Annotated in this window: 23 protein-coding genes, 1 other RNA gene and 3 pseudogenes; 19 read left to right on the top strand and 8 right to left on the bottom strand. The window is 55.6% G+C overall.

Annotated features, from left to right (window positions below; translation table 11 throughout):
* Positions 1-71 precede the first annotated feature (71 nt).
* The gene (locus AUC61_RS16015; protein ID WP_243247213.1) at positions 72-383 is read right to left on the bottom strand and encodes an RnfH family protein; all 312 of its coding nucleotides are present in this window, start codon (positions 381-383) and stop codon (positions 72-74) included.
* The gene (locus AUC61_RS16010) at positions 376-810 is read right to left on the bottom strand and encodes a type II toxin-antitoxin system RatA family toxin (protein WP_243247212.1); all 435 of its coding nucleotides are present in this window, start codon (positions 808-810) and stop codon (positions 376-378) included. Before AUC61_RS16010 ends, AUC61_RS16015 begins: the two co-directional genes overlap by 8 nt.
* A 472-nt stretch (positions 811-1,282) precedes the next feature.
* Here AUC61_RS16010 and smpB point away from each other — a divergent pair, with 472 nt between their 5' ends.
* Complete coding sequence (smpB, locus tag AUC61_RS16005) at positions 1,283-1,765, top strand: SsrA-binding protein SmpB (protein ID WP_122666702.1); 483 nt, start codon at positions 1,283-1,285, stop codon at positions 1,763-1,765.
* 160 nt (positions 1,766-1,925) lie between these two features.
* Here smpB and AUC61_RS16000 read toward each other — a convergent pair whose 3' ends face one another.
* Positions 1,926-2,693, bottom strand: coding sequence for a GntR family transcriptional regulator (locus tag AUC61_RS16000; RefSeq protein ID WP_243247211.1), 768 nt, complete (start codon positions 2,691-2,693; stop codon positions 1,926-1,928).
* A gap of 409 nt (positions 2,694-3,102) precedes the next feature.
* On the opposite strand from AUC61_RS16000, the gene AUC61_RS15995 reads away from it, so the two are divergent.
* The 14 genes and pseudogenes from AUC61_RS15995 (at position 3,103) to AUC61_RS15930 (ending at position 21,375) form a co-directional block, all read left to right on the top strand.
* Positions 3,103-4,794 carry a lactate permease LctP family transporter gene (locus tag AUC61_RS15995; protein ID WP_243247210.1) on the top strand — a complete coding sequence of 564 codons (1,692 nt, stop codon included), beginning with the start codon at positions 3,103-3,105 and terminating at the stop codon, positions 4,792-4,794.
* Between the two features lie 69 nt (positions 4,795-4,863).
* A complete protein-coding gene (lldD, locus tag AUC61_RS15990) occupies positions 4,864-6,009 on the top strand; it encodes an FMN-dependent L-lactate dehydrogenase LldD (protein WP_243247209.1) in 1,146 nt (381 codons plus the stop codon).
* Between the two features lie 80 nt (positions 6,010-6,089).
* Positions 6,090-8,900, top strand: coding sequence for an FAD-binding and (Fe-S)-binding domain-containing protein (locus AUC61_RS15985; protein ID WP_243247208.1), 2,811 nt, complete (start codon positions 6,090-6,092; stop codon positions 8,898-8,900).
* Positions 8,901-9,113: 213 nt separating this feature from the next.
* Complete coding sequence (locus AUC61_RS15980; protein WP_243247207.1) at positions 9,114-9,398, top strand: hypothetical protein; 285 nt, start codon at positions 9,114-9,116, stop codon at positions 9,396-9,398.
* Between the two features lie 108 nt (positions 9,399-9,506).
* Positions 9,507-9,894: a transfer-messenger RNA gene (gene ssrA / locus AUC61_RS15975) on the top strand.
* A 187-nt stretch (positions 9,895-10,081) separates the two neighbouring features.
* The gene (locus AUC61_RS15970) at positions 10,082-11,338 is read left to right on the top strand and encodes an integrase domain-containing protein (protein ID WP_243247206.1); all 1,257 of its coding nucleotides are present in this window, start codon (positions 10,082-10,084) and stop codon (positions 11,336-11,338) included.
* Between the two features lie 948 nt (positions 11,339-12,286).
* Entirely contained in the window at positions 12,287-13,267 is a 981-nt protein-coding gene (locus AUC61_RS15965) for an integrase domain-containing protein (RefSeq protein ID WP_243247205.1), read from the top strand.
* A complete protein-coding gene (locus AUC61_RS15960) occupies positions 13,264-13,545 on the top strand; it encodes a hypothetical protein (RefSeq protein WP_080964338.1) in 282 nt (93 codons plus the stop codon). The genes AUC61_RS15965 and AUC61_RS15960 overlap by 4 nt, the downstream gene beginning before the upstream one ends.
* 387 nt (positions 13,546-13,932) lie before the next feature.
* Positions 13,933-16,944 (top strand): DEAD/DEAH box helicase, encoded by a 3,012-nt coding sequence (locus tag AUC61_RS15955; protein ID WP_099266774.1) that lies wholly within the window; start codon positions 13,933-13,935, stop codon positions 16,942-16,944.
* 415 nt (positions 16,945-17,359) lie between these two features.
* On the top strand, positions 17,360-17,743 hold the full coding sequence (locus AUC61_RS15950) for a nucleotide pyrophosphohydrolase (RefSeq protein ID WP_090281339.1): 384 nt from the start codon (positions 17,360-17,362) through the stop codon (positions 17,741-17,743).
* A 24-nt stretch (positions 17,744-17,767) separates the two neighbouring features.
* Positions 17,768-19,635: pseudogene (locus AUC61_RS15945) on the top strand (DNA/RNA helicase domain-containing protein).
* A 750-nt stretch (positions 19,636-20,385) separates the two neighbouring features.
* On the top strand, positions 20,386-20,712 hold the full coding sequence (locus AUC61_RS15940) for a hypothetical protein (RefSeq protein ID WP_243247204.1): 327 nt from the start codon (positions 20,386-20,388) through the stop codon (positions 20,710-20,712).
* A 127-nt stretch (positions 20,713-20,839) separates the two neighbouring features.
* A pseudogene (locus tag AUC61_RS15935) lies at positions 20,840-21,049 on the top strand (hypothetical protein); the annotation flags it as partial.
* A 29-nt stretch (positions 21,050-21,078) separates the two neighbouring features.
* Positions 21,079-21,375 (top strand): hypothetical protein, encoded by a 297-nt coding sequence (locus AUC61_RS15930; RefSeq protein WP_243247203.1) that lies wholly within the window; start codon positions 21,079-21,081, stop codon positions 21,373-21,375.
* Positions 21,376-21,427: 52 nt separating this feature from the next.
* On the opposite strand, the pseudogene AUC61_RS15925 reads toward AUC61_RS15930, so the two are convergent.
* Positions 21,428-21,710, bottom strand: a pseudogene (locus tag AUC61_RS15925) (type II toxin-antitoxin system RelE family toxin).
* A gap of 10 nt (positions 21,711-21,720) precedes the next feature.
* Positions 21,721-21,954, bottom strand: coding sequence for a type II toxin-antitoxin system Phd/YefM family antitoxin (locus AUC61_RS15920; RefSeq protein WP_122395597.1), 234 nt, complete (start codon positions 21,952-21,954; stop codon positions 21,721-21,723).
* A 386-nt stretch (positions 21,955-22,340) separates the two neighbouring features.
* Here AUC61_RS15920 and AUC61_RS15915 point away from each other — a divergent pair, with 386 nt between their 5' ends.
* Together AUC61_RS15915 and AUC61_RS15910 are read left to right on the top strand one after the other, a co-directional pair.
* On the top strand, positions 22,341-22,841 hold the full coding sequence (locus AUC61_RS15915; protein ID WP_243247201.1) for a nuclear transport factor 2 family protein: 501 nt from the start codon (positions 22,341-22,343) through the stop codon (positions 22,839-22,841).
* A gap of 333 nt (positions 22,842-23,174) precedes the next feature.
* Positions 23,175-23,423, top strand: coding sequence for a hypothetical protein (locus AUC61_RS15910; RefSeq protein WP_122666747.1), 249 nt, complete (start codon positions 23,175-23,177; stop codon positions 23,421-23,423).
* Between the two features lie 147 nt (positions 23,424-23,570).
* On the opposite strand, the gene AUC61_RS15905 is transcribed toward AUC61_RS15910, so the two are convergent.
* The 3 genes from AUC61_RS15905 to AUC61_RS15895 form a co-directional block, all read right to left on the bottom strand.
* Positions 23,571-24,119, bottom strand: a complete 549-nt coding sequence (locus tag AUC61_RS15905) for a hypothetical protein (protein ID WP_243247200.1) — start codon at positions 24,117-24,119, stop codon at positions 23,571-23,573.
* Positions 24,120-24,204: 85 nt separating this feature from the next.
* A complete protein-coding gene (locus AUC61_RS15900; protein ID WP_027901417.1) occupies positions 24,205-24,387 on the bottom strand; it encodes a DUF1289 domain-containing protein in 183 nt (60 codons plus the stop codon).
* 3 nt (positions 24,388-24,390) lie between these two features.
* A complete protein-coding gene (locus AUC61_RS15895; RefSeq protein ID WP_243247199.1) occupies positions 24,391-24,750 on the bottom strand; it encodes a hypothetical protein in 360 nt (119 codons plus the stop codon).
* A gap of 234 nt (positions 24,751-24,984) precedes the next feature.
* On the opposite strand from AUC61_RS15895, the gene AUC61_RS15890 reads away from it, so the two are divergent.
* Positions 24,985-25,737, top strand: coding sequence for a hypothetical protein (locus AUC61_RS15890; RefSeq protein ID WP_422765381.1), 753 nt, complete (start codon positions 24,985-24,987; stop codon positions 25,735-25,737).
* A 350-nt stretch (positions 25,738-26,087) separates the two neighbouring features.
* Complete coding sequence (locus tag AUC61_RS15885; protein ID WP_243247198.1) at positions 26,088-26,897, top strand: AraC family transcriptional regulator; 810 nt, start codon at positions 26,088-26,090, stop codon at positions 26,895-26,897.
* Positions 26,898-26,960 lie beyond the last annotated feature (63 nt).

The following is a 26,960-nucleotide window of genomic DNA, read 5'->3' as shown; positions in this document are numbered from 1 at the left end:
TACTGCAGCTACAAAAAAGCCCGGCATGCCGGGCTTTTTGCTGTCTGCGGGTTAAGGAAAAAACAACGCGCCTAACGCTCGCTATCCTTTCGAGCTTTTGCGGCCTTGGCTGCCCGCAGGCGTCGGACCTCTTTGGGGTCGGCCAGCAGCGGGCGATAGATCTCAATCCGGTCACCCTGCTCCAGCACACGCTCATGCCTGACCGCCTTGCCAAAGATACCCACAGGGCAATGGACCAGATCCAGCTCAGGAAACTCATTGCCTACGCCTGAAATCAGCAATGCCTGCTGAACAGTCGACCCCGCCGGCACATCAACAGCACGTAGCGACTGCCGATCCACCCCGGCGTGCACCACCTCGACCGTAATCAGTGCCTCAGCCATGCAATTGTTTCGCTCGCTGGCAGAACGCATCCACCAACGTGTTCGCAGCCTGATTGAACAGCGGCCCAAGCGTGGCCCGGACGATGGGCCCCGCGTAATCAAACGACAGATCGAGGCTGATTTTGCAGGCTTTCTCGCCCAGCGCCTTGAACGTCCAGACGCCGTGCAGTTGCTCGAAAGGCCCTTCGACCAGGTCCATCACAATGGATTGGCCCGGTACCAGCGTGTTTTGCGTTACAAAATGTTGGCTCAGGCCGCCCTTGGCGATCTCCAGGCTGGCACGCATGTGCTCCTCGCCCACCTCCAGCACTTTAGCTTCAGAGCACCAGGGCAAGAATTCGGAGTAGCGCTCTACATCGTTGACCAGGTCATAGAGAGCCTTGGCCGGGTAAGGCAAAAGAGCGGAACGTTGGATATGCGTAGTCATGTCAGCGTCAATTCCAAAGCTGAGCGGCAAACACAACATGAATGCCGAACGGCGCCACATAGCGCATCAAAAAAACGTCAAAGCAAGGAGCGCCAAGGCCCGTCACCCAACCTGCGGATACTGCAAACACGCCTCACCTCGGTGAACGACGTGATGAACACATCGACCCTGGCAAGCCAGCATCGGTTCGAATGAAATAAAAGTCACCTTCGCTTCGCACCCCTGAATACGGCGCAGAACCAGGCGCATTGTCCGGGATTCAATCATCGCGCTCAAGCGTGCAGCTTCCGGACAGACCGTGTGAAAACGTAGCGAGCGAAGGCAGGACAAGGCAAAAACAGGCGAAAAAGCGGAGTCTAGGTGTTCTAAATGAGCATTTTTCGTCTGTTTTTAACGCAGTAATGTCGAGCGCAGTAGTTTTCGCACGGTCTGCGTAGCCGACATCGAAGCGAGTCCCTATAATGCGTCGCCTATGGCTAAGCTCAAGAAACACCCTACAGGGACCATCGCGCAAAATAAAAAAGCGCGTCACGATTACTTCATCGAACACAAGTTCGAGGCCGGTCTGGTCCTGGCTGGCTGGGAAGTAAAAAGTCTGCGTGCCAACAAGGTACAGCTGGTCGACAGTTACGTGCTGCTCAAAGATGGTGAGGCCTGGCTGATGGGTAGCCATATTTCGCCACTGACGACTGCCAGCACGCACGTCATCGCTGACCCGACACGCACCCGCAAACTGCTGCTTAATGCACGTGAGCTTGAAAAGCTGACCTCATCGGTTCAGCAAAAAGGCTATGCGTGCGTAGCGCTTTCCCTTTACTGGAAGCAGCACTTGATCAAGTGCGAAATTGCTCTGGGCAAAGGTAAGAAGGAATACGACAAGCGCCATACCGAGCGTGAGCGTGATTCTGATCGCGAGCTGCAACGGGCCGTGCGGACCAAAGGCAAGGATGATTAGGCTGAGCGCCTGATTCCCTGCCCTGCCCTGCTGGCTCGACCGGTAGGAGCGAATTTATTCGGGAAGAGGCCAGTACAGTCGATAGACCTTCATCGGCTGTACCCACGCTTTCGCGAATGAATTCGCTCCCACAGGTTTAGCGCCTACAGTTCTAGCTCAATCACATCCCATTGCGCCGCTCAGCCCGGGCCGTGCGCTGCACTTGCTGCCGAACCTCTTCCAGCACCTCCTGCACATACAGCAGGTGACGACTGGAAACATCACGCGCGTCGTCCGCTCGCCCTTCGATAATTGCCGTGTAAAGCTCCTGATGCTGACGGATCAGCATGTCGCGGGTTTCGCTGCGCTGTTTGTACATCCCACCAATATTGATCACCACGTTGCGCTTGAGCAGGTCGAACAGACCGCGAATGGTGTGCAGCAAAATAGCGTTGTGGCTGGCTTCAGCGATCGCCATATGAAAGCTCGCATCAGCAGCGCCCTCTTCTGCCCGGCTGACTTCCCCTTCACGGCCATAACAGTCCTGCAACGTGTCGAAGGCCTGGCGTAGACGCTCGCGGTCTACATCAGTCGCGCGCATGGCCGCGTAATACGCACAAGAGGCTTCAAGCGTATGGCGGAACTCCAGCAAGTCGCGCTGAGCATCCGGGCTGCTCTCCAGCAAATGCAGCAGCGGATCGCTGAAGGTCGAGCCGATATTCTCGACCACATAATTGCCGCCACCCTGACGGCTGATCAACAAGCCTTTGGCGGTCAATTTCTGGATGGCTTCACGCAAAGAAGGCCGGGAAACACCAAACTGCTCGGCCAGGGCCCGCTCGGCAGGCAGTCGCCCCCCTGCCTTGAGCGTGCCCTCAAGAATCATTCGTTCCAACTGCTCGACGATATCGTCGGACAAACGGCGCTGACGCACCTGATCAAAGCCCATCACTCTCACTCCACATCCCCGATCGCGTTACCGGGCCTGCGTATTCTGGCTGATTGCCGCCACTCAGGCACCCACCAGATAACCCCTGAAATGCCGTATCAGAAGCTACTTTCAAAGGGTTCTCCTACGAAAGTTGCACGACCGCAAATTGACACACCAATAGAGAGGCTTCTACGCTAGCGACTAGACATTGTAAATTGGTATTACCAATTATCCAATGCCAGCGTGAGTGGCTAACCTCTACTGCGCTGCAAGTACCTTTCGCAATGATGAAAGGCTTGAACTGGTGAGCTGTGCGATTCGTTCGTCAGCATCGGCACGACGTCTGCCACCCTGGGCGTCAGCTCGAAGCCTCGCACGTAAGACACGGAATACCGGGCCTATCCAAAAACAATTAGGGGCCACCCATATGCAAACCTGGCAACAGCTCTACACCCCCCTGGGCAGTCTTGGCCTTTCGGCCGCCGCTGCGCTCATACCGATTGTGTTTTTCTTTCTGGCGCTCGCCGTATTCAGGCTCAAAGGGCATGTCGCCGGGAGCATTACGCTGGTGCTGTCGATACTGGTAGCGATCTTTGCTTTCCAGATGCCTGCTGACATGGCACTCGCTGCCGCCGGTTATGGATTTGCCTACGGGTTATGGCCCATCGCATGGATCATTGTCGCGGCGGTGTTTCTCTACAAACTGACGGTGAAGAGTGGTCAGTTCGAGATCATCCGCAGCTCGGTCATGTCCATCACCGATGACCAGCGTATCCAGGTGCTGTTGATCGCGTTTTGTTTTGGGGCGTTTCTGGAGGGTGCAGCAGGCTTTGGCGCACCGGTGGCGATTACTGCTGCCCTGTTGGTCGGCCTTGGTTTGAACCCGCTGTACGCAGCAGGGCTGTGTCTGATTGCCAACACCGCGCCTGTCGCCTTCGGCGCATTGGGGATCCCGGTGATCGTGGCGGGCCAGGTGTCAGGCATTGATGCTTTCAAGATCGGTGCAATGGCAGGTCGGCAATTGCCGTTCCTGTCGGTCTTCGTGCCGTTCTGGCTGATGTTCATGATGGATGGCGTTAAAGGGGTCAAGGAGACCTGGCCTGCAGCGCTGGTCGCAGGCGTGAGTTTCGGCATCACCCAATACCTCACCTCCAACTATATTGGCCCGGAACTGCCCGATATCACTTCGGCACTGGTCAGCATGGTATCGCTGACCCTGTTCCTCAAAGTCTGGCAGCCCAAAAAAGCCGGGGAAACCGACATCATCCAGTCCGGCGGTGCAGCAGTCATGGGCAGCCCTGGCGGTTTTGGTCAGCCCCGCACATCGGTTAAATCGCCCTACACCATCGGGCAAATCATCAAGGCATGGTCTCCCTTCCTGATACTCACGGTGATGGTCACCATCTGGACACTGAAACCCTTCAAGGCCATGTTTGCCGCTGGCGGCGCGATGCAGGCGTGGACGATAAACATTCCCATCCCGCATCTCGATCAACTGGTGATGAAAACTGCACCTATCGTTGCCAACGCGACAGCCATGCCTGCTGTTTACAAGTTTGACCTGATCGCCGCCTCGGGGACCGCGATCCTGTTCTCGGCCATCCTCGCGATGCTCGTGTTGCGGATCACTCCAATGACGGGCCTGACCACGTTCAAAGAAACCCTCAAAGAGTTGCGCTGGGCGATCATCTCCATTGGCATGGTGCTGGCCTTTGCCTTCGTCATGAACTACTCGGGAATGTCCTCGACGCTGGCGCTGGTATTGGCCGGAACCGGTGCAGCCTTCCCGTTCTTCTCGCCATTCCTCGGCTGGCTGGGCGTGTTCCTGACCGGCTCGGACACATCGTCCAATGCGCTGTTTGGCTCGTTACAAGCGACCACCGCGCATCAGGTTGGCGTCAGCGATGTGCTGATGGTGGCGGCGAACTCCACCGGCGGCGTGACGGGCAAGATGATTTCGCCGCAGTCCATCGCCGTGGCTTGCGCAGCAACCGGGCTGGTCGGCAAAGAGTCTGACCTGTTCCGCTTCACCCTCAAGCACAGCATTTTCTTCGCCACGATTATTGGCTGCATGACCTACGCCCAGGCGTACTGGTTCACCGGCATGCTGGTGCACTGATGAAACGAGCGTCGGGCGCGCTCAGGTGCGCCCGGCCTTCGCCCCACTTACTCGACGCTGTGAGAGCCCATGATTATTTCTGCCTCCACTGACTACCGCGCCGCAGCGCAACGCAAACTGCCGCCCTTCCTGTTTCATTACGCCGACGGCGGCGCCTACGCCGAGCACACGTTGCGCCATAACGTCTCGGACCTTGCCAGCATTGCCTTACGCCAGCGCGTCCTGAAAAACATGTCGGAACTGAGCCTGAATACCACGTTGTTCGGCGAGTCCATGAGCATGCCCATGGCGCTGGCACCTATCGGCCTGTGCGGCATGTATGCACGGCGAGGCGAAGTGCAGGCGGCGCGCGCGGCAGCGGCCAAAGGCATCCCGTTTACCTTGTCCACGGTGTCGGTCTGCCCGATTGAAGAAGTTGCTCCCGCCATCGACCGCCCCATCTGGTTTCAGCTCTACGTGCTCAAGGACCGCGGCTTCATGCGCAACGCCCTTGAGCGGGCCAAGGCTGCCGGGGTCAAGACGCTGGTGTTCACCGTCGACATGCCGGTGCCCGGCGCTCGTTACCGCGACGCCCACCATGGCATGAGCGGCGCAAACGGCCCGATGCGCCGGGTGCTGCAAGCCATGACTCATCCTCAATGGGCATGGGATGTTGGTGTAAATGGTCGCCCCCATGATCTGGGCAACATTTCCACCTACCGCGGCAATCCCACCGGGCTCGCCGACTACATTGGCTGGCTGGGCAATAACTTCGATCCGTCCATTTCCTGGAAAGACCTGGAATGGATTCGCGAAACCTGGGACGGGCCGATGCTCATCAAAGGCATTCTTGACCCCGAAGACGCCCGCGACGCCGTGAAATTCGGTGCCGACGGCATCATCGTTTCCAACCATGGCGGCCGTCAGCTCGATGGCGTGCTGTCCAGCGCCCGTGCCTTGCCCGCCATTGCCGACGCGGTGAAGGGCGACTTGAAAATCCTCGCAGATTCAGGGATCCGCAGTGGCCTGGACGTGGTGCGCATGATCGCCCTCGGTGCCGATGCGGTGCTGATTGGCCGTGCGTTTATCTACGCCTTGGCCACCCACGGTGAAGCGGGAGTGAAAAACCTGCTCGACCTGTTTGAAAAGGAAATGCGCGTGGCCATGGTCCTGACTGGAGCCAAATCCATCAGCGAGATTTCTCGCGATTCACTGGTCCGTGAGCTAGGCGCTTAAGCCCGTACAACCTGAAGCAGCAAGCACGCGGCACGCCAGATGCTGCGGCACCCTAAAGCTGATTGCATGAGGAAGACCGTGTGAACCTCCCTGCCCCCTTCCTGACCGATGTCGCTCGGCTTATCCCCGCCGAGCGACGCTTCGACGATCCGCTTTCAACGCTGGCATTCGGCACGGACGCAAGCTTCTACCGCTTGATCCCCAAGCTGGTGATTCGCGTTGAGTCCGAAGACGAAGTGGTCAGCCTGTTGAAACTGGCCCAGCGGGAAAACGTACCGCTGACCTTTCGCGCAGCAGGCACCAGCCTTTCGGGCCAGGCCATCAGCGATTCGGTGCTGTTGGTACTCGGCGATAACTGGAATGGCCGCGAAGTACGCGAGCACGGCACCCAGATACGCCTGCAACCCGGCGTGATCGGCGCGCAGGCCAATGCCTGGCTCGCACCTTACGGACGCAAGATCGGGCCAGACCCGGCGTCCATCAATGCCTGCAAAATCGGTGGCATCGTGGCCAACAATGCCAGCGGCATGTGCTGTGGTACGGCGCAAAATACCTATCACACGCTGGCTGGCATACGCTTGGTGCTCGCCGACGGTACGCGCATCGATACTGAAGACCCCGACAGCGTGGCTGCCTTTCGCATCAGCCACGCTGACCTGCTGGAACAACTCGCCAGACTGAGCCGCGAGACCCGTGCCAATACCGAATTGGCCGCCAAAATTCGCCACAAATACCGCCTGAAAAACACCACCGGCCTGTCACTCAACGCCCTCGTGGATTTTGACGAGCCACTGGATATCCTCAGCCATCTGCTAGTGGGTTCCGAAGGCACGTTGGGCTTCATCAGCGCGGTGACGTACGACACCGTCGTCGATCATCCTCATAAAGCCTCGGCCCTGATCGTCTTCCCGGATGTGGAAACCTGCTGCAACGCCGTCACCGTCCTGAAAAGCCAACCTGTGGCCGCCGTCGAGTTACTCGACCGACGCAGCATGCGCTCGGTGCAGAACAAACCCGGTATGCCCGCATTCGTACGTGAACTGTCGACAAATGCCTGCGCGCTACTGATCGAAGCCCGCGCGGCATCCAGCCCGCTGCTGCACGAGCAACTGGCGCAGATCATGACTTCTCTGGCGTCGTTCCCGGTGGAGAAGCAGGTCGACTTCACCGAAGACCCGCTGGAAAACGCCCGCCTGTGGGCCATCCGCAAAGACACCTTCCCCGCCGTCGGCGCCGTGCGGCAGACCGGCACCACGGTGATCATCGAAGACGTCACCTTCCCCGTTGAGGAACTGGCCAACGGCGTGCGTCGCCTCATTGCGCTGTTCGACAAACACCACTACGACGAAGCCATCCTGTTCGGCCATGCCCTGGAAGGTAATCTGCACTTCGTGTTCACTCAGGGCTTCAACAACCCGGAAGAAGTCGCCCGCTATCAGGCGTTCATGGAAGACGTGGCGCAACTGGTGGCGGTCGAGTTTGGCGGCTCGCTCAAAGCCGAGCACGGCACCGGCCGCAACATGGCCCCCTTCGTTGAACTGGAATGGGGCCACGATGCTTACCAACTGATGTGGCAACTCAAACGCCTGCTCGACCCCAACGGCATTCTCAACCCTGACGTGGTCCTGAGTGAGGACCCGCAGATCCACCTCAAGCACCTCAAGCCTTTACCCGCAGCCGACGAAATCATCGACAAGTGCATCGAGTGCGGCTTCTGCGAACCGGTCTGCCCCTCCAAAGGCCTGACCCTCAGCCCGCGACAACGCATCGTCATCTGGCGAGACATTCAGGCGCGCAAACGAGCGGGTACCAACACCGATGAACTGGAAAAGGCCTACCACTATCAAGGAATCGAAACCTGCGCAGCCACCGGTCTGTGCGCACAGCGCTGCCCTGTAGGGATCAACACCGGCGAACTGGTCAAAAAACTGCGCAGCCAGGAAGCCAGTCATGCACAGGCTGCGGGCTGGATGGCCAATCACTTCAAGACCATGCTGCAAGGCGCGCGCTTCACCCTGCATGCCGCCAATGGCGCACGCATGCTGCTCGGTGCGCCGCGTCTCGCCAAAATTTCCGCCGCGCTGAGCAAAGCCTCGGCCGGTCGAGTGCCGCAATGGTCCCCCGCCATGCCGCAGCCTGAACAAGCGATACGCTTTACCCCGCCCATCGAGGACCAACGTCCGCGAGTGGTTTACCTCGCAGCCTGTGTATCCCGGGTGATGGGCCCCGCAGCGGGTGATAAAGAACAAATGTCGCTACTGGATAAAACCCGTGGCCTGCTCGAAAAAGCAGGCTACCAAGTGGTATTCCCCGAAGATCAGGACAACCTGTGCTGCGGCCAGCCTTTTGCGTCAAAAGGTTACAAGGAGCAAGCCGACAGCAAACGTGAGCAACTGCTCGCCGCGCTCGGCAAAGCCAGCCGGGGTGGGCTCGACCCAATCTATTGCGACACCAGCCCCTGCACCTTGCGCCTGGTTGAAAACCTCAAGGAAACAGGCCTCGATCTGTACGATCCCGTGCGCTTTATCCGCACGCATCTGCTCGACAAACTGACCTTCACGCCACAGCAAGAACCGATCGCCGTGCACGTCACGTGCAGCACTCAGCATCTGGGTGAAAGTCAGGCGCTAATCGAGCTGGCGCGCCTGTGCAGCATCAACGTCGTCATCCCTGAAGGCATCCATTGCTGCGGCTTTGCGGGCGACAAAGGCTTCACCACACCCGAGCTGAACGCACACTCGCTGCGCACCCTCAAAGAAGCGGTCCAGCAGTGCAACGAAGGCATTTCGACCAGCCGCACATGCGAGATCGGCCTCTCACAACATGGCGGTATCGACTACCACGGGTTGGTGTATCTAGTAGATCGCGTCACACAGGCCAAAACTGCCTGATCGCGACATAACAGCGGCAATCGCCCCATTTTGGTGCCCTTATCACGAAATATGGCTTTTTCACATGAGCACGAAAAAAAATAGAACCCCTGCGTTTGTGAGCAGTCAGTTTCTGTGAGCCCGCCAATTCTGTAGTCGGGCTTACTCACAGACCTCGGCTACAGGCCTCATCGACCGGCCACACCGAGTCCACAGGCTTAAAAGGAGATACACATGAAGCGCACAGCACTTACTGGATTGTTCCTCACCGCCGCCCTGTTGGGTTCCCCGGCTTTCGCCGCCGATGACCTGTGTGGTGCCAACCTGCAGACGCTGAAGGATGCCCATACTTCAGCCAATGCCAACATGTCGGCCGACACTAAAGCTGAAATCGAGAAAACCCAAGCCGATGCGGTAAAAGCCCAAAAAGCTGGCGACGATAAAACGTGTATAGAGCTGACCACCAAAACCATCACCAAGCTGAAAAACACTGGGTCGGCCAGCGAAGGCGCCAAGTAATTCGCATTTCGGCCAGCCCCTGGCTGGCCGAAAACGGATGCGCCAGAAGGTCGACGCGAGGAGCTCATTGGAGTACACTCCGCGACCTGACTGCGAAAGCAGTCACCTGGGGCCGATTAGGATTCGACGCCGGTGATGAAACTTTAGGTGCATGCCGACTTGGTAACAGAAGTCGTAAATCCACTGTTGCAACTTTCTATAGTTGCCAATGACGATAACTACGGTGCTCAACTAGCTGCGTAAGCAGCCTAGCCGCACTTCTGGTAGCTTCGGCTCCAGCAATCATCAGGGGATGTCTGTAAACCCAAAATGATTGTCATATAGAACAGAATCGCCGTGCAGTACGCTGTGGACGAATCGGCTAAAACTTACACAGCTCGCCCAAAGCACCCTGCCCGTCGGGTCGCTGAGGGTTAACTTAATAGACACGGCTAAGCATGTAGGACCGACAGCGGAGTACTGGCGGACGGGGGTTCAAATCCCCCCGGCTCCACCAAATGATCAAAAAAAGACGTCCACGGACGTCTTTTTTTGTGCCTGAAACCCAGGAAATACGCGGCCTCCAGCGCTTTTGCGGTCTTTTGAGAGTTTTTGAGTTCCAACCGTTCGGGTATTCCAGGCGGTATTCCACCTCACTCGGTGCTAATCTTTGGAATACCGAATCAGTGCCTGAGGAGAATCTCATGCCTGCTCAAAACCTCCGCCTCTCCGATCGACAGCTCAAGGGAGTCAAACCCGCGTCCAAGGATTACGTCCTTACAGACGGTGACGGTTTACAGCTCCGCGTACGCAGCAACGGCTCGTTGCTGTGGAATTTCAACTACCGCGAACCGGTGACCAAGAAGCGCATCAACATCGGCTTCGGGACCTATCCTGAACTGTCACTGGCCAACGCACGAAAGATGGCAGTCGATGCACGCGAGCTGCTCGCCCAAGGGATCGATCCGAAGGTACAGCGCAATACGTTGAATGAAGCCAAGCGCGCAGAAACGGAACACACCTTCGAGAACGTGGCCACCGCCTGGTTCGAGCTCAAGAAAGACTCGGTGACCCCGGCCTACGCCGAGGACATTTGGCGGTCGCTCTCGCTGCATGTATTCCCCGACTTGAGGACGACACCACTGACGAAAATCACCGCACCGATGGTGATCGCATTGCTTCGACCAATAGAAGCGAAAGGCAGCCTGGAGACGGTCAAACGGCTTAGCCAGCGGCTAAACGAGATCATGACCTACGGTGTAAATTCCGGCCTGATCTTCGCCAACCCGCTCAGCGGGATCAGGGCGGTTTTCAAAAAGCCCAAGAAAGAGAACATGGCTGCGCTTCCACCCGAAGAGCTCCCCGAGCTCATGCTGGAGATCGCGAACGCCAGCATCAAACGCACCACCCGCTGCCTGATCGAATGGCAGTTGCACACGATGACTCGCCCCGCGGAGGCGGCGACTACTCGCTGGGCAGACATCGACTTTGAAAGGCGCGTTTGGACTATCCCTGCGGAGCGGATGAAGAAGCGCCGCCCACACAGCATTCCTTTGAGTGATCACGCTGTCGCGTTGCTGGAGTCACTGAAGACTCACAGCGGCCATCGCGAATACGTCTTCCCGGCAGACAGAAATCCGCGCACCCACGCCAATAGCCAAACTGCCAACATGGCGTTGAAACGCATGGGGTTCCAGGATCGGTTAGTCAGCCACGGCATGCGCTCGATGGCCAGCACCATTTTGAATGAGCATGGGTGGGACCCGGAACTCATTGAGGTCGCACTGGCGCACGTCGACAAGGATGAGGTGCGCAGCGCCTACAACCGAGCCGATTACATCGAGCGCCGGCGCCCGATGATGGCCTGGTGGAGTGAGTACATCCAGAAGGCCGCCACCGGCAGCCTGCTCGCCTCTGCATACGGTCAAGTCAGAGACAATAACGTGGTGCCGATCCGCTAGCTCTGTACAGCGCAAGAACGGCAGCAGCAACATTTGAGCGCTCAAGATTCGGGGCAGGCAGCCTCGCTTATCCGCTTTTTAGCACGGGTCCATCCAAACTGGGCTGCAAAGCCGCCCTGTTTGGATGGACCTCACTTTAAAGAGCTAAAAGCCACGACTTTGTCCGTGACTTACCACGGAATTCCACCGATGGATAACCACTTTGCACGCCCCCAAAAGCGCTGAATTTCGGCCCTTGACCGGGTTTATCCACAGGCGTAGAACTGGCCGTGCAAACGCTGTCGATGACAGCACCCCAGGTGACCCGAACCTTAAAGGTCATGCCGCTCCCGCGGTGGTTCTCCCCAAGGGCGATTAGCATCCGGCAGCTCGCCCGGTCACCTCCCCGGTGATGGATGCCTACTTCAGATCATGGCCCTCGTGTGCCAACGACACTTCCTACTTCGCTGCCCTGCAGCAACCTATCCGCTTGGCCAAATCTTGCGCCAACCTGCGCCCGTCTCTTTCTACTGGAAAGAGACGGGCGCTCCTACCACTGCTGCAGCCCATATAGAACGGGGCTTTGCCGCAACTCTCCTCGTGACAATCGGCGTGACAAACGCCGATATCACCAGCAACAGCGCTACAGATGATGGTGCCGCAGACCAGGGAATGGACTGCACCTGACTGACAGTCAGGCATGCCCCGGTCATCGCACCGCTGCGTTCACCCGACTCAGGATCTTCAGGCGCTGGTCTCGTCAGCCAGTGCTGCCTCCACCCGCCCACCGGTAACGGTGCTCAGGAGGCCAGATCATGAGATGCCCTTGCTCCCGGTCGTAAGGAGCCGCCAGTCCCGCGCTAGAGGACACCCCACAGGCCGCAGGGGCCTTGATCCCTGATAACACTCAGCATTCTTGGCGGGATGACGTGGGGCGAAAGTCTGAGACCAGGTGAAGAGGTGATCGACATGGCATTGATAGGTAGGCGGAATGGCCGCAATTTCGGCTACGGCAGGCAGTTGAGCTACGCAGGACCGCAGGCGCTGAAAGGCATGTTCGGCGGAGGCCATTACGGCACGGTCAAGGCGCACTGTGATCGGTGGCAGGCATTCGTGAAGTGGTGCCGCTCCGAACAGGGGCCCGGCATTAATGATGCGCGGCAGATTAATCGGAAGGTGTTGGCCGACTATGCGGCGTATCTGCGCGACGTTGTAGCGCGCGGTGAGCTCGCCATCAGCACTGCACAAAACCGGCTATCCAGCGTTAACAGGACCATGGCCGCGCTTCGCGGTGATCAGTACGTGAAGCTGCCAAGTCCGAGCAAGGCGTTAGGTATGCAGCGCAACGGGGTTCGACAATCAGTGCCGCAAGGCCAGAATCGCGAACAGGTGAAACAGATCGTCGATGCGCTTTGCAGCCAACATCAACTGCGGGCCGCTGCGATCGTTCTATTGGCGCGAGCCACCGGCATGCGCTTGCGTGAAGCCATCTTGGGTGACCTGCCACGGCTAAGCCGTGAGGCTACTGACCTAGGAAGGATAAACATTCAGGATGGCACCAAAGGAGGCCGCGCCGGCGCCTCGGCGCCCCGTTGGATTGCGGTGGATGTCGATGTTCGAGATGCACTTGAGTTTGCACGGCAGGTATTGCCTGCAGGTAGCCGCAACCTGATTGCGCCAAACGAAAGCTACCTGAACGTTCTGCAGGAAATCGTCCGCCCAGCGCGGGACACCCTACATGCAGGCAATCTCAAAGGTTTTCATGAGCTGCGGGCGGCGTACGCATGTGATCGCTACGAGCAAATCACCCAACACTTCGCGCCTATCAACGGCGGCCGATGCTGCCAGGTAAATAGGCACCTTGATCGTGTGGCCCGGAGTCAAATCAGCTATGAGCTGGGGCACGGTCGGATCGATGTGGTCGCTACATACATTGGAGGACGGACATGAGCAAGCCATTCGATATGGAGCTGTTCTTGGCTGGAGTGCTGACCGGATCGCACGCGACGCAGCAGCGCCATTTACGGCAAGCAACGCTTATCCAAGCTGAAATTGCAGATCGCTGGCAGCGAGAAACACCTTGGGCTTGGCAGAGAAAGCATGTGGTTTGGTTTCTTGAACATCGCCTAGATCGACACAGCGAGGCGACGCGGTACTACTACCTGCTGACCATACGACTGCTTTCTCGTCGATTAGAAAAACCATGGGTTGGCCAATGGTCTCGCTGATTGCCGAGTCGGACATGCTTCGGATAAGCATAACGTCTATTTTCATATACCTAGGTGGCCGTTTACGCACCTAACGTACGCAATAGCATACGTTACCTGGCCAGTGCGAATACCGATTCTGTGGGCATTGGCGCCACCTCTGGCTGAGGCGCTGAAAGAAAGCTGGTCGTATGGGCTTCAAATAATGTTTTTAGCCGAAAACAGAGGCGATGGTCGATCACGGGCCTGCGGCATAGCACGGAGGGGACTCTACTCTGCTGCATGAAGGGTATCAAAAAAACTGCCACCGGCCCGGAGGGATGTGGCATTGTGGCCTTTTGACACTCTCTACTGGCATCGCGGCGTTAATAGCCGAGACGGCCACTTTCAATTGCATGGAAGACTGCTGTGACTATCCTGGAATACTTGGATTCTGCTGAAGAAAAGTTAAGAAAATGTCAGCTGGAAGCTGTTCGCAGCTTTGTCAGATATGCCGAAGAAAACGACACTGAGAGGGGCTTCCTGATCAACTTACCCACGGGCGCCGGGAAAACAGGTGTTATCTCTCTCATATCGCATCTATCAGATGCGCTGAAAGTTCTTGTGATATGCCATCGAAAAGCTGTGAAAGATCAGCTTTTCCGAGAGATCTCAAGAAAGTTTTTCCGGAGTACGATTGGCGACCAAGAGCTTGAGCTTAAAAAAACCTTTCGTGACTCTGATTTTGATCAGGGTGATGGAGTCTACATCACCAGCTTCCAGAAACTGACGAGGTTGGGTGAGGATGAACTAAAAAACGTCCAAGACGACTTTGATCTGATCATTGTAGACGAAGGACACTCTGAGCCATCTCCAGTTTGGCGTGAAATAATACGTCAGTCCTCAGCAATGAAAGTGGTGGTCACTGCAACACCTTATCGCAATGACTTATTTGAGCTAAATGTAAGCACCGACCATTTTTATGTTTTTACGTTCAAAGAGGCCATCGAGGATGGGGTCATTATGGAGCCCCAGTACAAGCAGATCGAAGGGGAAGCGGAGCTACTTGCAGGTATTATAGACTATCTCGATACGAACAAGAACGTGAAGTGTATCGTGAAGTGCAAGAGCCTTGAGGAGATACAAAAATATCATGACCTCCTTTCTCAATCATTCACCACGGCAAGCGTGCATGAGCGATTGGAAATCGACGAGGCGCAAAATAAGTTCAAGCGAGTTGGCCGAGCGCTTAAAGTCGAAGGGCTGCGGGTGATCATTCACCAGCACAAGCTTGATGAAGGAGTTGATATTCCTGAGGCTAAGCTGCTGATCCTCACCTATGAGTTGGGGAGTGGGCGCGAACTGGTCCAGGCCGTAGGTCGGATCGTACGCCGCTATGGGGATGTTCAACCACTAGTGGTCGACTTAAGCCGGGGCGCGAATGAGGGCATGTGGGAAGGATACAAACAATTCGATGACTACCTTGCCAATGGCGGCGCATCAGAATTTGTTAGTTCCCTGAGCACAAGTTATCTGATTGAATCTTTTCTCGAAAGTTTCCCGAGGTACAGCTATTTTGACGGAAAATTCAAAGAGAGGGTAAATCTCAACACCATAGACCCGGAAGATGATCTAAAGATTCCTTATGTGTCGATGTGCTTTGTTCAGAAAGAAAATGATTTTTCTCTGCCTTTACTTATGGATCGCCTGTATTGGGAGTTGCATGGTTCTGGCTCACTAGTCAAGGCCTATGACGAGGTTCTTGATTTACGGGTCATGGTCTATGTTGAGTTCAATAGCTCAAAATTCTTTACAGGCAAGCTTTTCTTCGAGCCGAAGCTGCACGTCATTGTTGTAAAGGAAATTGACTCAGGCGTAGCTATCTTCGATAGCGGCGGTGGGCGCTATTACAATCAGGAACAATATCGGCTCGGTGATGCCATTCATATTGACAAATTGACTGCGTTGGCTGCAAAAACAGCAATTCACCAAATCAAAGAAACCCACGCGCGTGCAATCGGCCAGGCGGTACGCCGCCCTGAGTCCGTGGCGCTGAAGGGGCAGAACCTCGATGGCGGACGCGGCAGTCAGAGCAATTCTCGTTATGCATTAACTATGGTAAAGGTCGATAACATTGGTCTGGATGGCAAAAGAGACAGCAGCTATTACATTGGCGCAAGGTCAGGAAGGGTCGTAGATCAAAAAGAATCTAATTTTACCCTTCAAGATGTTTCTCAATGGGTCGACGCGATTGGCGAATGTATCAATGCCGGAGGTAATGCTGGGCGTCTGATAAAGTCCTACGCACAACCGATCACCGAAAAGCCGACCTCAGAAATCCTATCCGTGCTACTGGACTTTACGGATCTTGAGGGCCCGGTACAAACTGCTAACGGGGTAATCTATCCTGATTTCATTTATGCTGACTATCAACAAGGGATAACTATCGACGCGCAGGGTGATCTGATAGAACTTGCGCTGGAGTATTTGGATAATGACGGTTATTTCGAGGTCTCTCTATCTGGGGCTTCCGAAGACAGGGCTGATATCGAGTGGGTCGTCGAGTATCTGAATACAGGACACAAGTTGAAAGTATTGTATGAAGACGGCGTAACTTATTTGGCAGGGGCTTTTTACAGATTAGCCTTGCCCTATGAGCGTGGAATTTCTGCCGAGGACAGCTTCGCAGGCAATGCCCTCTTTCCACTAGATGCACTGAAAGCTCCCGATCTCAGAGAGAAGGGGCACACCCGTGATCATAAGTATCATCGCACCACCCGAGATTTTTTTGATACGGATTCGATTTTTCACCTGATCGACCTACTGAAGGGTTACGGAGACCCAGCAACTCCACTTGGATCGCTCGGCCCCTTCACGACATATATCCCTGGCTGCGATATCGTACTGTGCTGCGACATGGGAGTTGAGCCCGCTGATTTTATTTTGTCTTCGCCAGATAAGTTATGCTTCGTTCATGTCAAGTGCGGTGATGCCCTAAATCCAGGCTCTTCAGCTGGTGCTATTGCAGAGGTGGGTAGTCAGGCAATAAAAAATATTCACATGTTGGTTTCGGGCCGTAAGAGCGTAAAGCCTGGGAACTATTTTACATGGAAGCAATCTTGGCCCTCTGATGATGCAGAGTTTCCGCTAGACACCCGGTATCGGTTAGTGGACGGAGTTATTAATCATCCTGCCCCGGATGACGATTCACTTTCTGACAAAGTCTGGGATGTTATCTGCAAGCGAAGAGTATCGATGAAATGTAAGAAGGAGATTTGGATTGTCGCTGGCAACTCCTTCTCCACTAAACATTTCATAAAAAGCATGGAAAACCCACTAGCTTGTCCGGCCACTAGTATTCAGGCGTATCAACTGATTGAGGACTGGTTGAGTACTGCGGATGAACTTGATGTAGATCTCAAGATCTTCACATCTCCATAGGTTCACTCCTTCAAGGTTAAACAGTAATTAACCCCCCCAAAGTATTGGGGGGGATTGCCTACGTTTGGATAACCGAGTCAGTACAGGGGCAGCTTGTGATCGGGGGGGTACGTCATCTACGCATGCTGGCTAATGTTTCACATCACTTGTAGCCCTCTGGTGAAGTTTTGGGCAACTCACATTCAGCCCGCAATCCAAGAAATAGTTCACTAAAAAGCGACAGACCCCAGCTGTGAATTCGCAGTCACCCTCTGCGGATTCACACTCATCGATGGCGAACACTGGCAAGCACTCCGGCCGGCAACCAACAGGTGAGAAAAAACACAAAAAAATCTGCGAACACAGAAAAAACTCTTACAATCCAAGGCCAGTTTTCCTACACATTTTCCCCACTGATTCCCAAAGAGATAACCCCGTGAGTGACTCAGACAGCTCATCCGCGCCACTGGTTGACGTAGTGAAGCTTGCCGCATCCCTCCAGCGGTTCGCAGATGATCGCGACTGGCAGCAGTTCCACTCTCCCAAAAATCTCATCCTGGCTCTCACTGGCGAGGTCGGCGAGCTGTGCGAGATTTTCCAATGGATGAGCGATGCCGACTCGATCTCTGCCGCAACAGATCCCGAAATCGGCCAAGCCGTCAAGGACGAACTGGCGGACGTACTGATGTACCTGGTTCGCCTGAGCAGCGTACTCGGCATTGACCTCAACGAGGCGGTGACACGGAAACTCGCCTCGAATGGCCAGAAGTACCCCGTGGCTAAAGCCAGAAGCAGCAGCAAAAAGTACGACCGACTCTGACCACCCCGTATCTAAGGACAACCCGTGATCGTTTACGCTGCGACCAAACAGCAATTTCTTAAAGACAACGATAACGATGACATCGAGGAGGTGATCCTCAGGCATTACAAGGAAGCTACCGGCAAGAACGTTGGCACCTCGGAAATCAGGTCGTGGCAAGGGTCCCTAACATATATGGCCAAGGTCCTTAGAGATGAGGGCCTGCCGAGTGATGCAGGCCTGGCCATTGAATTGCACATTCCGCAGTCGTCGAAGCGAATCGACTTTCTACTCACCGGTCGCGACGAAAACCAGGCAAAAAAGGCCGTACTGATCGAGCTGAAGCAATGGAGTAAGGCCAACGCCACAACCAAGGATGCCATCGTCAAAACGGCATTGGGTGGCGGCCTCATTGAGACCATTCACCCGTCCTATCAGGTGTGGTCATATGCAGCGCTGTTGAAGGCTTCAACGAGGCGGTGTATGACAAAAGCATCGAAATCCGCCCGTGTGCCTACCTCCATAACTACGTCAGCGACGGCATCATAGATTCAGCTCACTACGAGCCCCACATCAGCAAGGCTCCCCTGTTTCTGAAAGGCCCGGAAGAGCTCAGTAAACTCAGAAGCTTTCTGAAAAAGCATATAAGTCATGGCGACAACAAAGAGGTTCTTTACGAGCTGTCCGAAGGAAAAATTCGCCCGTCCAAGGCGCTAGCCGAAGCGCTCGGGGGGTTGATGAAAGGCAAACCCGAGTTCGTATTGATTGACGATCAGAAAGCAATTTTTGAGTCGGCGCTGGCGGCGGCAAGCGAGGCCTCGGACCAAGCCCCCAAGGTGATGATCATCGAAGGTGGACCGGGCACCGGGAAAACTGTTCTCGCTATCAATCTGCTGGTGAAACTCACCGAATTGAAGCTGATGAGCAAATACGTCTCCAAGAATGCTGCCCCACGCAAGGTCTACGAAAGCAAACTGGTTGGCACCATCAAGCGCAGCCATTTCTCGAATTTCTTTTCAGGCTCTGGGGCATTCATCGACACTGAGCCCAACACGTTCGATGCGCTTATCGTGGACGAAGCTCACCGGCTGAATGAGAAAAGCGGGCTTTACGGAAACCTTGGGGAGAACCAGATCAAAGAGCTGATTGACTCAGCGAAATGCTCAATTTTCTTCATTGATGAAGACCAGCGTGTAACCTTGAGCGATATCGGCAGCAAGCAGGCGATACGCGCCTTTGCAAAAGCCAAGGGTGCTGTGGTGGAAGAACACGTGCTGTCTTCGCAGTTTCGCTGCAGTGGCTCTGACGGTTACCTGGCATGGCTGGATGACACGCTAGGCATTCGCACGACGGCAAATCCGACGCTTGAGACTCAAGAGTACGAGTTTAAGATGTTCGACTCACCTCAGACGATGCATGAAGCAATCAACGAGAAAAACCATGGAAACAAAGCTCGTGTGGTCGCGGGCTATTGCTGGCCATGGTTGAGCAAGAAAGACCCCGCCGCTGCTGATATCGTCATTGGTGACTACAAACGCCAATGGAACCTGAATCAGGATGGCAGCCTATGGATCATCGCTGAGAACTCCATCGAGCAGGTTGGCTGCATTCATACCTGCCAAGGTTTGGAAGTCGACTACATCGGGGTGATTATCGGGCCAGATCTAGTCGTACGTGACGGTCAGGTAGTGACATCCCCGGATGAGCGCGACAAGCACGATAAATCGATTCGCGGGTGGAAAAAAATGATGAAAGAGCAACCTACCCTCGCGAAAAGTGAAACAGACCTGATCATCAAAAATACGTACCGAACCCTGATGACACGCGGGATGAAGGGTTGCTACCTATACTGCACCGACAAAGAGACTGCGCAGTACTTCAAGAGTCGGCTTAGCCAGCACAGTAATCATTGACGGTATCGTTGTCAGGAGCTCCTGTACGTGCGAGTGGGGACATCGTACGCGCAGGGGCAACAATCAACAGCACTACCATTTGCTTGATAGATTTGGCCCCGATTCGCTTTTGGGGGCGGTTCACAAAAGCACCGTCCATCGGAATCCAGACCACGCTGCGTTCCAACTGGTATTCCAAGCAAGTTGACCAATAAATTATTAACTAGAAAAAACAGATAGATACCGACTTGTTTCAAATTACCCCGGCCCAGCAGTAAAAAAGCACCTCGCGGCGACGCAGATGCTTTTTGTGGCCGTTGGTTGGTTGAGTTACCAGTACTTTCAGCGTTCTTTCCCGTAAAGCACTAGATAATTGCCATGCCGTATCGAGCCATGCCACCAACGCCCAAGCAGATGAGCCCCCTACCCACAACGATCCCAACCGCTCCAGCTGGTGTTACAGGTCGACTGTCGGCCGCTCATGCCCGGCAATACATCCATGCTTCAACCTCACGAAAAAATATATATAAATACCCCCTTCGCCTCCTGCTAGACCCCTAACCTGCGCGCCGTCGTTGCCAAATCAACGACTGGATTTGACGATCCGTTCAACATAGGTGAAGCAGCTGCCACTGTTATGGTGGCTGTGCGTGGAAGGCCTCACGGCCTGCCGGGTTGTTCCTATGTTCCGGTTCGTCAATCCACGCACAGCTGCCGCCTTGATCGTTTGACGACGGTCGCGGCGGTCGAACACAACATAGGAGCTTCACAATGAGCCACAGCCCACCACTCCCCCGCTACATCCCTCTCACCCAACCGGGTCAGGACAACCCCGTTTTTTTGCTGGACTCCGAGGCGCCATTGAAAGACTTGCAAGCCTGTGCTGAGCGGCGAGTCAGCCTTGTTACGCGCTTCCTCGATACGCTGATCAACATGAAGCCCACCGACGCGGACGAGACCGATCTGCTGACCATTGCCAGCACCGCTCACCTGTTGATGCTGGAAGTGTGCGATGTGCATCGGGTGATCGAGACGCGTCTTTGGAACGCAGGTGAGGCGGTGTTCAGCCGTCATGAGCCTGAACGGCAGTCAGCGTGATCATGTATTTTCAATTGCGCATTTGATTGAAATGGCGAGGTGTCAGTTGGGGGCAACTTGTTGGCGAGGGGTCTCACGCGGTGCGTCAGGTCTACCGCTTCGCGAACAGGTTCGCTCCTACCTTTTTGCCGACGACTTTGGCGGCGGCGTGGTGCGCGACAATCAAGAAGTGAACACCTATGTGGCGCAGGGTATCGGTGGTGCGGTGGCGGCCATCCTGTCCGATGATATGGCGCGGGCTAACGGGACGACTTTTGATATTTCGGCGGGCAGTGTGGCTCTAGCGACAAGGGTGTTGCTTCCGTCACGCAGCCTGTCAAACAAGCAGCTCTGTTAGGCTTAGCCCGACCTCCCAAGGAATAGCCAATGAAAGTCTGCTTTAAAACTTTGGCGATTTTGCTGCCGGTCATGCTTGCCGGATGCGAAGAGCGACCTGAAATGTCCTGTCCCGATTACGGTGAGCAGTTCTGGCTGCAGTCACTGGATGCTTATTTCTTAAGGCACCCTCAGCAGGTGAAAACAACACCCTATGAACTGCAGCCTGGGGCATCGTATGACTCCAGAACGGACTGGTGGATTGTCCCGTTCGACATCGGGCAAAAGAAGCTAATGGCTTTGATGAGCTGTGATGGTCACCTGGAGATCAGCGGGCGCCAACCCTGAAGACACTCACAAAACGATAGAGCGAAAAAACCCCGCCGAAGCAGGGTTCAAGTCAGGCTCGCCGGGTGGCGGCCGCGTAGACTTCGTCGTCGCGCCTGGCGCCCACACAGCACAAGAACAATCTCCGTGCCATTAATGCGGTACATAATGCGCACATCACCTGTCCGAATCCTGCGGTATCCGGTGAGCATTCCGCGCAGTGGCTTGCCGATTTTATCGGGCTCCCCTTCAGCGATACGCTCACGAATGACTTTTAGGATTCTCCTCGCTTCAGCCGTTCCCAGCTGTTTGAGGTCTTGCTCTACTTCGGGGTGGAAACGGACGCTCCATTGCATTGGCTGATGCCTACTTGAAGCGAGCCTCCATATCCTCAAGGCTCACTGTGTTCTGATCGTTCAAGGTGGGCAGGCGCTCAATGGCCAGGCGTTCAGCGCGAAGGTCTTCGAGCTCGTCCTGCAAGGCCTGGTAGGCGTCTACACCTATCAGCACTGCCGCGGGCTCGTTGTCCTTGAAAATCACCAGGTGAGTAATCACTCCACTGGTGACTTCCTTCAATTTCGCACTGAAGCCACGCACCATTGCTGTTGCGGATACCGCCTGCTCAGCTCGGTCCAGGAGTGCACTCATGCGCTTAATGCCTCGGTATGTTCGTGGTTGAATACGTTCGCAGGATGAGTACGCGCGTAAATTCATAATGTTCGTAGATTGAATGCATCTGCACGTTGAACACGTGCTCTGATTCATAACGTTCGCAGGTTAGCAGGCCTGTAAATTGGCCCTGATCGTAGGTTGCAGCGCTTGCAGATTATACGCACTGTCATACGTAAAACAATACGCATATGTAGCCTGCTTGAAGAATGCAGCATCAGGCAATCTCCAGGCAGTATCGAGCTACACCACCAGCCCACCTGCGGGTTAGGGTCTTCTAGACAAGAATCCCTACAACCGCAATGGAGTGAATGGTCATGACTGCATGGGTGAAAACGGTTTTTCGAGTTCAGGCTGCTGCTCTGCTTGCTGTGCTTTTGACGAGCGCAGCATGGGCGACGGACAAATCAGCTGCGCATTCAAACGCCGAGTTGGTCCGTCAATCGTTTGTGAACTGGCAGCAAGGCAAGGGCACAACGTTCGATCTGTTAACGCCTGACACTGAGTGGACCGTCGCCGGTTCCAGCCCTGTCTCTGGCGTGTACCAAGGTAAAAAGGACTTTCTGGAGCGAGCGGTAAAGCCGATCAGTGCGCGACTGGCCACCCCTATCAAACCAACCGTTTTGAGCATCGTGGCTGAAGGCGATGTGGTGGTTGTGCTGTGGAACGGTGAAGCCACAGCCATTGATCAGCAGCCGTACCGAAATAATTACCTGTGGCACCTGACATTCAAGGACGGGCAGGTCACGCAGGTGAAGGCATTTCTGGACACGTATGTGCTGAATGACTTGATAGAGCGGGTGAAGCCGGGTGCGTAGCAGACACTCCTGCGGTCACTCCTGCCAACAACACTTAATTATCTGAAGCTACACAGAACCGGTGGGACCGGATTCATCCGGGAAGGCGGCATTCCACACAACGATGATGTGGCGGATGCACTGGCCTCTTCCCGGATGAATCCGGTCCCACCGGTCCTGTATCTGCCGCCCGACAGCGTGGCGCCATGGGCACAAAGACAGCAACCGAAGAATTTGCGCTGTGGGGCTGTCCCAAACATTACGTCGCTTTTTCTATCCCCTTCCCGCCCGTTTTGGCCCACTATGATCGGCTTACTAACCGCCCTCGACCCGGTCGATGGCCTGGAGAGCGTAATGCCACAAGAACGGCTGGACCTGTTAAGGCTGCCAAAGCCTATTCGTGGGCCCATTGATAAGCTGCTCCGCTCTCTGGATGCCGCCAGCACCCGCGAAGATATTGAGAGCGAGGGCGAGTTACAGATCGCTTTCATCCTTGGGCTGGAGACGGCCAAGCGCTTGCGACCGAGTGATGTTGAAGCGCTGTACATGATTTTCGACGATGCGGTGCAGGCGCGGCTTGAGGCGTTTGAGCCGCAGAAGTAGAGGTTAGCCGCAGTCGCAGCCTTAGCGCCATCAACCCCTATCTGGAATATATTTTTTGTAGGAGCTGCCGAAGGCTGCGAAGGCGTCAATCCTGGCGCATGGCAAATCGCAGCCTTCGGCAGCTCCTACACGTCAGAAGTCGGCGTGTTACTTAACCAACTCAATCTTCTTCACAAACACCAACTTCTCATCTTCTGCAGGCCCGGCGATGCGGTCTTTGTTGGGCTCACTCGCCACGGTGACTTTGACGTTGCGGCCCACGATATTGGGCAGCAAGGTGGCCTCCCCTTCGTCTTCGGCGATAAACCACGAACCGCATTTGCCGTCGCAATAGGCGGTGAAGCGCCGGCCGTCATTGAGCAGCACGGTGACGGTGTGGTCCTCGATTCCGCTGCCGGAGATTAATGCGCCCTGGAAGGTTTCAGGTTTTGTGAGGGCGAACGTGCAGAAGTCCGGCGCGCTCGCGTCGTCGCTCAACATGCCGCAACCGCGTTCGACTTCGCTGTTGATCATTTCGCAGCTGTTGGCCGCGTTGCACGGTGGATGTGTGGCGGGCGACACGCTGATGCATTGCTTCACGAGCAGTGCCGAGCGCTTGTCGCCAATGGCCTCAGCACAGGATTTATCCGCGGCGTTCGCCTGCAAGGCTCCGAGCACACTGAACAGACACAAGAACATCAGGCTTTTTGTTTTCATGATTTTCCCTGGCGACAAGTCGGGTGACGATTTTCAAGAAGTATTGCAGAGGGCAGCGGCTTTCACAGCGCCTGACAACGCGTGCCTATCCTTTCTTTTTATTCAGGCTTTTCAGTCGCTGACTGGCGCGCTGCACGGCGGCCATTTTCTCGGGACGGTTCATTCGCCGCCATTTGCGGATGTCTTCTTTGTTACGGCCGCAGCTCACACATAAGTCGCCACTCAACTGGCAAACAGAGGTACAGGGGTTCTCGATGTCCTTGGCCATGCTTCAGCCCCGAGCCAGGCGTTGTTGCCAGTTGCCGCCGTTGGCGCGCTGGCATTGCTCTTCGCTGTCGAATTGCACGCGTTTGCTCACATCGGCAATGACGATTTCTGCGTCTTCCAATGCCTGGGCAGTCAGCTCAACCATGCGCTCACGCTGGCCAGTGGCGAGCGCCTGATCTTTTTGCGCTTGTGTATCGAAGATCCACACCACGCGCAGGCTGGCGGGGAATGCCGCGTAATCCACTTCGTGGGTCAGCCAGGAGAAACCAACGATTTCCGCTTTTGCGGTTTCGCACGCTTCGGTCAGGGTAGACGCCAGGCGACGTTCGATACGGGCCTGATCGCGTTTGCTCAACGTCGGCATGGCTGGGTCCTTGGTGATTTCGATAAGACGGCAATCATACGTTACCTCGTCGTCTCATCCATCAACGCGAAGCTTTGTAGGATCTGTCTTAATTTCTGCCAATGCCGTCCGCTGGGTGCACTGCAGGAATGTCGAGGCAGCGGCATTTTCCTACACCAGCCCCCGAACTTCTCCCGCCCGATCCCCTCGAACCAGACGCTTTGTTTTCACATTTTTTTCACAAGGAGTTGAAAAGTGTCTATTCGTTTTGCCCCTCGCCTGCTGAAACTCTCCGCCCTCACCGCTCTGCTGACCGCGCCTTACGCGATGGCTGCATCCTCCACCGACCCGATTTTCATCGCCGGTTTGCTGGGCAGTTACGGTGACTTCAAGCTGGAAGGCGGCAGCGAGTCGGATAAAGAGCACATGCCCCAGGCGGGTTTGTTTTTCAATTTCGGTAACAAACTGACGGCCGAGTCGGGCTTTATTTATCAGGCGGGTGTTGAGGCCAAGTACGGCAAGAAGAGCGACAACAAGCTCAAGGAAGGCCAAGGTGATGTAGACCTGGGCTGGCGTGCGGCACTGGATGCGCGCAACTTCGTGGACGTGATTGTCGGGGGTGGTTATGGCTGGACGCGTTACGAGCCGGACTCTGACGAGTACGACATCGAAATGACCGCCCGCTCGCCGTTTGCCAAAGCTGCGCTGGGTTACAACCATAAGTTCGATCAAGGCACGATGCGTGTTGAGCTGGGCGCACGCCGCACGATCAACTCCGATACGTACATCAAGGTGAATGATCTGGGCAGCGACACCGTCGACCTCAAGGACCGCACCAACCCTTATGCCGAAGTCAGCTTCCTGATGAACCAGAACGGCTCTCTACCTCTGACCGCTGGCGTCTATTACACCCGCTCCGAATACAAGCTCGACGAGGATTCGGACGTGGCTGATAACACCAAACTCAAGCGCGATGAGTATGGCGTGAAGGTCGGCCTGGCGTTTTGATCTAAGCACCAAAGCCCTGTAGGAACTCTATTCACGGTCAAGCGCTTAGCCGGTGCTATTTCTGTAGGCGTTGTCGGAGGTTACGACGGCGCCGATAGCAGTCTCCCTGGCATACCGCGATCGCAGCCTTCGGCAGCTCCTACAGGCGCTGAGCAAGTTCAGATACGTGTTGTTTTTGTAGGAGTGAGCTTGCTCGCGATTCGACTTCTCCGTCGAAAATCATCGCCTGAGCTGACGCTATCGCGAGCAAGCTCACTCCTGCAAATTCCCGACTCCCCGCATTTACTTGCCCCTTCTCCCCTGTTTTTTAGCTATCGTGTGCCCATCGTAACCTTGGGGTGCAAACCTCCATGACCACACAAAACAAACGCGACTGGCTGGTGCGCGCGCCGCAGTCGCGGAAGATGGAACGGATCGAGGCTTACTTCGGCGGGCACGGCTACACGCCTCATCGGCACGACACCTACGCCATCGGGCGCACGCTGGCGGGTGTGCAGAGTTTTCATTACCGCAACGATTACCGCCACAGCCTGGCCGGTGGCACGATGGTTTTGCACCCGGATGAAGTCCATGACGGCGAGGCCGGGACCGATGCAGGCTTTCACTACCGAATGTTTTACATCGAACCCTCACTGATTCAACAAGTGTTGGGCGGCAAGTCATTGCCCTTTGTGGCGGGTGGTTTGTCCAGCGATCCACGCTTGTTTGCGGCGACCAGTGCTTTGCTGCAAAGCATGGATAACGCGCTGGATCCACTTGAAGAAGAGGACGCCATTTACGACCTGGCGCAGGCGCTGGATGTGGCTGCGGGCAATAAGCGTGGTCGGCGGGCGCTGGACTATGCAGCGGCAGAGCGGGCGCGGATTTACATTCATGACGCGCTGGATCAGGTCATTACGCTGGACGATCTGGTGCAGGCCAGCGGGCGTGATCGCTGGAGTCTGTCGCGGGATTTTCGCGCGTTGTATGGCACCAGTCCCTATCGCTACATCACCCAGCGCCGCCTGGCCGAAGTGCGTCGTTTACTGGTTGCAGGCCAACCGTTGAGTGACGCTGCGCTGGCCTGTGGTTTCTTCGATCAGAGCCACATGACGCGCCAATACAGCCAAGCGTTTGGTATCTCGCCCGCCCGCTGGCTGAAGATGCTCGGCCGCAGCTGACAGCGACCGCCAAAGCTGCACGATCATGCAATACGGGTCATGTGTGGCTCGCTAAGGTTGTGG

The organism is Pseudomonas maioricensis, assembly GCF_022790535.1.
GTDB classification, from domain to species: Bacteria; Pseudomonadota; Gammaproteobacteria; order Pseudomonadales; family Pseudomonadaceae; genus Aquipseudomonas; species Aquipseudomonas maioricensis.
This window is presented reverse-complemented; position numbering and strand designations above follow the sequence as displayed.

Excerpts from the sequence above, each read along its gene's own strand:
- AUC61_RS15905 (WP_243247200.1), bottom strand. The coding sequence starts at position 24,119 with ATGAAAACAAAAAGCCTGATGTTCTTGTGTCTGTTCAGTGTGCTCGGA.
- AUC61_RS15940 (WP_243247204.1), top strand. The coding sequence starts at position 20,386 with ATGAGCCACAGCCCACCACTCCCCCGCTACATCCCTCTCACCCAACCG.
- AUC61_RS15970 (WP_243247206.1), top strand. The coding sequence starts at position 10,082 with ATGCCTGCTCAAAACCTCCGCCTCTCCGATCGACAGCTCAAGGGAGTC.
- AUC61_RS15920 (WP_122395597.1), bottom strand. The coding sequence starts at position 21,954 with ATGGTGCGTGGCTTCAGTGCGAAATTGAAGGAAGTCACCAGTGGAGTG.
- AUC61_RS16000 (WP_243247211.1), bottom strand. The coding sequence starts at position 2,693 with ATGGGCTTTGATCAGGTGCGTCAGCGCCGTTTGTCCGACGATATCGTC.
- AUC61_RS15900 (WP_027901417.1), bottom strand. The coding sequence starts at position 24,387 with ATGGCCAAGGACATCGAGAACCCCTGTACCTCTGTTTGCCAGTTGAGT.
- AUC61_RS16010 (WP_243247212.1), bottom strand. The coding sequence starts at position 810 with ATGACTACGCATATCCAACGTTCCGCTCTTTTGCCTTACCCGGCCAAG.
- AUC61_RS15965 (WP_243247205.1), top strand. The coding sequence starts at position 12,287 with ATGGCATTGATAGGTAGGCGGAATGGCCGCAATTTCGGCTACGGCAGG.
- AUC61_RS15960 (WP_080964338.1), top strand. The coding sequence starts at position 13,264 with ATGAGCAAGCCATTCGATATGGAGCTGTTCTTGGCTGGAGTGCTGACC.
- AUC61_RS15885 (WP_243247198.1), top strand. The coding sequence starts at position 26,088 with ATGACCACACAAAACAAACGCGACTGGCTGGTGCGCGCGCCGCAGTCG.
- AUC61_RS15910 (WP_122666747.1), top strand. The coding sequence starts at position 23,175 with ATGCCACAAGAACGGCTGGACCTGTTAAGGCTGCCAAAGCCTATTCGT.
- AUC61_RS15930 (WP_243247203.1), top strand. The coding sequence starts at position 21,079 with ATGAAAGTCTGCTTTAAAACTTTGGCGATTTTGCTGCCGGTCATGCTT.
- AUC61_RS15915 (WP_243247201.1), top strand. The coding sequence starts at position 22,341 with ATGACTGCATGGGTGAAAACGGTTTTTCGAGTTCAGGCTGCTGCTCTG.
- smpB (WP_122666702.1), top strand. The coding sequence starts at position 1,283 with ATGGCTAAGCTCAAGAAACACCCTACAGGGACCATCGCGCAAAATAAA.
- AUC61_RS15895 (WP_243247199.1), bottom strand. The coding sequence starts at position 24,750 with ATGCCGACGTTGAGCAAACGCGATCAGGCCCGTATCGAACGTCGCCTG.
- AUC61_RS16015 (WP_243247213.1), bottom strand. The coding sequence starts at position 383 with ATGGCTGAGGCACTGATTACGGTCGAGGTGGTGCACGCCGGGGTGGAT.
- AUC61_RS15980 (WP_243247207.1), top strand. The coding sequence starts at position 9,114 with ATGAAGCGCACAGCACTTACTGGATTGTTCCTCACCGCCGCCCTGTTG.
- AUC61_RS15995 (WP_243247210.1), top strand. The coding sequence starts at position 3,103 with ATGCAAACCTGGCAACAGCTCTACACCCCCCTGGGCAGTCTTGGCCTT.
- lldD (WP_243247209.1), top strand. The coding sequence starts at position 4,864 with ATGATTATTTCTGCCTCCACTGACTACCGCGCCGCAGCGCAACGCAAA.